A 5188-nucleotide genomic window follows, 5' to 3' on the forward strand; every position below is an offset into this window, starting at 1 on the left:
GGATGCTGATCGCGGCGACGGTGGGCGCGGCGCTGATCGGCATCGTCACCTTCGGCTCACTGTCGGGATCGATGCTGCCTTTCGCGCTGAAGCGGATCGGCTTCGACCCGGCAAGCGCCTCTGCGCCGTTCGTCGCCACGCTGGTCGACGTCACCGGGCTGGTGATCTACTTCTCGGTGGCGCTGGTGATCCTGCGCGGCACGCTGCTTTAAAAATCTTGGGGTCGCTGGCGTCGCCAGCGGCCCCAAAGCTGCAATCAAACGCGTTCGCCGTTCTTCACGCGGTAGGTCGGCTTGTACATCGTGACCAGTTCCTCGGCCGCGGTCGGATGCACGGCCATGGTGCGGTCGAAATCGTCCTTGGTCAGTCCCGCCTTCAGCGGGATGCCGAGCAGCTGCGCCATCTCGCCGGCATCGGGACCCAGGATATGAGCGCCGAGCACCTTCCTGGACGCGCCGTCGACCACCAGCTTCATCAGCATCTTCTCGTCGCGGCCGGACAGCGTGTGCCGCATCGGACGGAAGGACGCGCGATAGATCTCGACATCGGGGAAGCGCTTGACCGCGTCGTCCTCCGACAGGCCGACGGTTCCAATCTCCGGCTGGGAGAATACAGCGGTCGGGATGGTGTCGTGATCCGACGCGGTCGGATTGCCCTTGAAGGCGGTCTCGATGAAGCACATCGCCTCGTGGATAGCGACCGGCGTCAGTTGCACGCGATGGGTGACGTCGCCGATTGCCCAGATGTTGTCGATGTTGGTGCGCGAATATTGGTCTACCATGATCGCGCCCGTCTTGCCGAGTTCGACGCCGACGCCTTCCAGGCCCATATTCTCGGTGTTGGGAATGCGCCCGATCGCCAGCATGACTTGGTCGACCGTGAGGGTCTGACCGCTTGACAGCAGCACATCTAGCCTGCCTTCAGGCGTCTTGCGCACCCATTCCGAAACCGCGGGGCAAAGAATCTTGATGCCCTTCTTCTCCATGGTCTCATGCAGCGAGCGGCGCAGATCCATGTCGAAGCGGCTGAGGATTTCCTGGCCGCGATAGACCAGCGTGGTGTCAACGCCCAAGCCGTGGAAAATGTTGGCGAACTCGACGGCGATATATCCGCCGCCCTCGATCATGATCGCCTTTGGCAGTTCCTTGAGATCGAAGGCCTCGTTGGAGAAGATGCAGTACTCATGGCCCGAAAGCGCCGGATGCGGCGCCGGCCTGCCGCCGGTGGCGATCAGGATCTGGTCGGCGCTGACGGTGCGGTCTTCGGCAACCAGGTAGACGGAATGCGGGTCGACCAGCACGGCGCGCGAGTGGAAGGTCTCGCCGCCTGAGCCCTCGACATTCCTCTTGTAGATCGCTTCGAGCCGCGCGATCTCCTTGTCCTTGTTGGCGACCAGCGTCTTCCAGTCGAAGCTCGCCTCGGGCACCGTCCAGCCATAGCCGGCGGCATCAGTGAAATGCTCTGGAAATTGCGAGGCATAGACATAGAGCTTCTTCGGCACGCAGCCGCGGATGACGCAGGTGCCGCCGAAGCGGTATTCCTCGGCGATGGCGACGCGCTTGCCGAGGGCCGCCGCCACCCGGGCCGCCCTGACCCCACCGGACCCGCCGCCGATGACGAACAGATCATAGTCATAACCGGCCATCGTGGTGGGCTCCTGGGGATGAGAAAGACGGGTCACAGGTAGGCTGCCAAGCGGCAAAAGAAAAGCCCGGGCAAAGCCGGGCTTTGTGGTCCAGCGGCCGACGGCCGAATTGAAGCCGATCAGTTCGCGGAATTGTCGGCGGGCGCCGAGCCATCGGCCGGAGCGGAATTGTCGGCCGGCGCGGTGGCGTCCGGAGCCGGCGCTGCCGGCGCCGCGGCCTTGGCGGCGGCGGCGAGCGTCTCGCCTACCTGCTGGGCGAGGTCGCGGGCAACGCCGTTCTGCCAGATGTCGGCAGCCTTCACGAGGTCACGCGTCACCGCGGGGCCGCTGTCCAGCAGCTTCTTTCCGGAATCGGAGCTGTAGAAGGCGGCGATGTCGTTGAGCTCCTTCTCGGAAAACACCTTGGCATAGGCAAGCGCTGCTTCCTTTTCGAGGTCGGCGCGCCGCGATGCCATGCCGAGCGCCTTCTCGGTCACGGTCTTGCCGATCAATTCCTGCATGTCGGGGTTCTTCTGGATGAGCTGCGACTCCAGCGCGGCAGCGGCCTGCGGCAGAATGTTGTCGAACGAGTCCGTGGCATGGATCGCAGCGACGGCCGCGCGCGCGGCCTTCAGGTGCGACTCGCTGACATCCTGCGCAAACACCGGCGAGGACAGCGCGAGGACGGCCGAGGCCGCCAGAAACATCGAAAGGCGGCGAACCCGTTTATGCAACATCATGGTCGATAGAACTCCCTGGTTTTCGGGCGACATGGACGGTTTCGATACCGTCGCCGCCGGCGATGATGGCCGTTGACGCCAGCCCGATGAATAGACCGTGCTCGACAACGCCTGGAATGGCGAAGAGAGCATTCGAAAGCGCTCTTGTATCCGGAATGCGGCCAAAAGATGCATCGAGGATAAAGTGGCCGCCGTCTGTAACAAATGGCTGGCTTCCCGTCATCCTCAATGTAACCGGGCCGGAAAGGCCGAGCTTCGCCGCGGCGGCGCGAACCGCGATCTCGGTGGCGCGCAGGCCGAATTGGTTGACCTCGATCGGCAGCGGGAAGCGGCCGAGAGTCCCGACCAGCTTGGACTTGTCGGCGATCACGATCATGCGCCCGGATGCGGCCGCGACGATCTTCTCGCGCAGCAGCGCGCCGCCGCCGCCCTTGATCAAGGTCAGGTCCGGATCGATTTCGTCGGCGCCGTCGATGGTAAGGTCGAGTTCCGGCGTGTCTTCGAGCGTGGACAGCGGCACACCCAGCTCGCGACAGAGCGCCGCGGTGCGCTCGGAAGTCGGCACACCGATGATCTTGAGGCCGGTCGCAACCTTCTCGGCCAGCAGCCGCACGAACTCGTCCGCCGTGGTGCCGGTGCCGATGCCAAGCCGCATGCCGTCGCCGACATGGGCGAGCGCTGCCCGCGCGGCTTCGACCTTCAACTGCCTTGCATCCATGGGGAGCCCTGATTTCGCCGGTTTCGCGCGCCTCCTAGCATTTTTGCCTGTCCCGTCAAAGGCTCCCTCGTCAAAGGCTCTGTGGACCGATCGAGGCTTCTTGCTTGAACCCTGACCAGCCTGTATCGGCTGCAGCAACGAGAATTTCGCAGGACCGCCCATGACCCGCCCGATCATTGTCTTCGACCTCGACGGTACGCTGGTCGACACCGCGCCGGACTTGCTCGACAGCCTCAATCACAGCCTGGCGGCGAGTGATCTGGCCGCCGTCGACGAAGCCGGCTTCAGGCGCTTCGTCGGCCATGGCGGCCGCGTCATGATCGAACGCGCGCATGCCGCGCAGAACAAGGCGCTGATGGCCGAAGAGCACGACCGGCTGCTGAAGCTCTTCCTCGACCATTACACACTGAACATTCCCGGAAAGTCGCGCCCCTACCCCGGCGTAATCGCCGCGCTCGACCGTTTCCAGGCCGCCGGATACCTGATGGCGGTCTGCACCAACAAATACGAAGCCAATTCCGCGACGCTGATCGGCGCGCTTGGCATGTCGGACTATTTTGCCGCGATCTGCGGCCAGGATACGTTTGCCTTCCGCAAGCCCGACCCGCGCCATCTCACCGAGACCATCCGGCTGGCCGGCGGCGATCCGAGCAGCGCCGTGATGGTCGGCGATTCGCAGACCGACATCGACACCGCCAAGGCAGCCGGAATTCCCGTGGTCGCGGTCGATTTCGGCTACACCGACCGTCATGTGAGCGAATTCGAACCAACCCTGGTGATCTCGCATTTCGACACGCTGACGCCGGACCTGGCGGAACGGCTGATCGCGGCGGCGCGCTGAGCCGGCGCCAAATCCCGCCGACGGAAAATCAGAGAAATCAAACCGCGGAATAACCTCGGCACATCGCCTTGACTTCACGCGCCCGCCTACCTTATATCGCGGCTCGCTTCGGCCTTCGGGCCACAGGCGGGCGATTAGCTCAGCGGGAGAGCACACCCTTCACACGGGTGGGGTCGCAGGTTCAATCCCTGCATCGCCCACCATCTAACCTCCCGAAATGGTTAGATGATTTAGCTTCCAAGCAATTTCTTGAGAATGTCTCCGGAGCGCAACTGTCGCGCAGCGATTTTTTGACCTCGGCTCAGTGCAGAATCCGGACTGGATGAACGCCGAGGTTCCAGGTTCTCCCCGCATCGTTTGAGTGGTGGCCGTCGGCGCGAAGCGCGGAGCCGTTAATTCGAAAAAGTGAAGATGCCATGTCGGTTCGGCGGACGGTCAAGCGTCTTCAAAGAGGCACCGGGACCGGTATCTCGACAACGAAGGAATGACCGATGAGCAAGAGGATCTTTGTGAGCCTGCCAGTTACCGACGTGAAGGCGTCCAGGGCTTTCTACGAATCCCTTGGTTTTAAGAACAATCCTGAGTTTCCCGATGAGGCCGCGGCCTGGATGGTATGGAGTGAAGAGATCAACTTCATGCTGCTCAGCCGGGAAAAATGGCAGATGATGACGACGCGCCCGATCCCGCCATCAACGTCGAGCGAGGTGATGTTGGCGCTCTCTCTGGACAGCCGCGACGCCGTCGACGCAATGGCCGCCGCTGCGGCCGCTAACGGCGGCACGGCCGACATCAATCCAGTCGAAGATCATGGGTTCATGTACACTCGCGACCTTGCCGACCCCGATGGTCATGCCGTGGGCGCGATGTGGATGGACGTCTCCGCAATGACATCGGCGTCGTCATGACGCCTTGACGTTGCCGGATCGGCGTCGTCATGACGCCTTGACGTTGCCGGACACGAATGCCGCGGGCGCCTAAATCAGCCCCCGTCTCACATTCATGCGCGTTACCGCCGTCACCAGGACTGCGCCGGTCATGAAATAGAGCGTGGCGATGATGTGGCCCTGGTGGAAGTGCAGCCCGGCAAACAAAAGGGCCGTGACCACGGCAAGGAAGGCGATGACGCGAGAGAAGGCATCGGGCATGGGGCGACCTTGTGCAATGTGTTGACTGGCCGCCCTCAATTCGGCCGATCGCTCCATAGATCGGTTTTCGATTTTTCGCAATCAGGCCCATTGGCGTATCTGTGACCACCTTCACATACG

Annotated in this window: 7 protein-coding genes and 1 tRNA gene; 4 read left to right on the forward strand and 4 right to left on the reverse strand. The window is 62.9% G+C overall.

Translation table 11 applies throughout. The features are described 5' to 3' along the window. A partial coding sequence (locus tag EOA27_RS20695; protein ID WP_145970444.1) for a magnesium transporter occupies nt 1–212 on the forward strand: 212 nt, incomplete at its 5' end. 44 nt (nt 213–256) lie between these two features. On the opposite strand, the gene gor is transcribed toward EOA27_RS20695, so the two are convergent. The 3 genes from gor to rpiA all read right to left on the reverse strand — a co-directional run bounded on the left by gor (nt 257) and on the right by rpiA (nt 3082). Next, complete coding sequence (gene gor / locus EOA27_RS20700; protein ID WP_126082722.1) at nt 257–1645, reverse strand: glutathione-disulfide reductase; 1389 nt, start codon at nt 1643–1645, stop codon at nt 257–259. A 119-nt stretch (nt 1646–1764) separates the two neighbouring features. After that, nucleotides 1765–2364: a DUF2059 domain-containing protein gene (locus EOA27_RS20705; RefSeq protein WP_126060949.1), complete on the reverse strand. Its 600-nt coding sequence runs from the start codon at nt 2362–2364 to the stop codon at nt 1765–1767. Beyond that, nucleotides 2351–3082 carry a ribose-5-phosphate isomerase RpiA gene (rpiA, locus tag EOA27_RS20710; RefSeq protein WP_126082721.1) on the reverse strand — a complete coding sequence of 244 codons (732 nt, stop codon included), beginning with the start codon at nt 3080–3082 and terminating at the stop codon, nt 2351–2353. Before rpiA ends, EOA27_RS20705 begins: the two co-directional genes overlap by 14 nt. 160 nt (nt 3083–3242) lie before the next feature. Here rpiA and EOA27_RS20715 point away from each other — a divergent pair, with 160 nt between their 5' ends. The 3 genes from EOA27_RS20715 (at nt 3243) to EOA27_RS20725 (ending at nt 4828) form a co-directional block, all read left to right on the forward strand. Then, nucleotides 3243–3923 (forward strand): phosphoglycolate phosphatase, encoded by a 681-nt coding sequence (locus EOA27_RS20715; RefSeq protein WP_126082720.1) that lies wholly within the window; start codon nt 3243–3245, stop codon nt 3921–3923. Nucleotides 3924–4051: 128 nt separating this feature from the next. Further along, nucleotides 4052–4126 (forward strand) — tRNA-Val (locus EOA27_RS20720). 288 nt (nt 4127–4414) lie between these two features. Further along, complete coding sequence (locus tag EOA27_RS20725) at nt 4415–4828, forward strand: VOC family protein (protein WP_126082719.1); 414 nt, start codon at nt 4415–4417, stop codon at nt 4826–4828. Between the two features lie 69 nt (nt 4829–4897). Here EOA27_RS20725 and EOA27_RS40790 read toward each other — a convergent pair whose 3' ends face one another. Beyond that, nucleotides 4898–5068, reverse strand: coding sequence for a hypothetical protein (locus EOA27_RS40790; protein WP_167449170.1), 171 nt, complete (start codon nt 5066–5068; stop codon nt 4898–4900). Nucleotides 5069–5188: the final 120 nt, after the last annotated feature.

The sequence above is a fragment of the Mesorhizobium sp. M2A.F.Ca.ET.037.01.1.1 genome (assembly GCF_003998075.1).
In the GTDB taxonomy this organism is placed as follows: domain Bacteria; phylum Pseudomonadota; class Alphaproteobacteria; order Rhizobiales; family Rhizobiaceae; genus Mesorhizobium.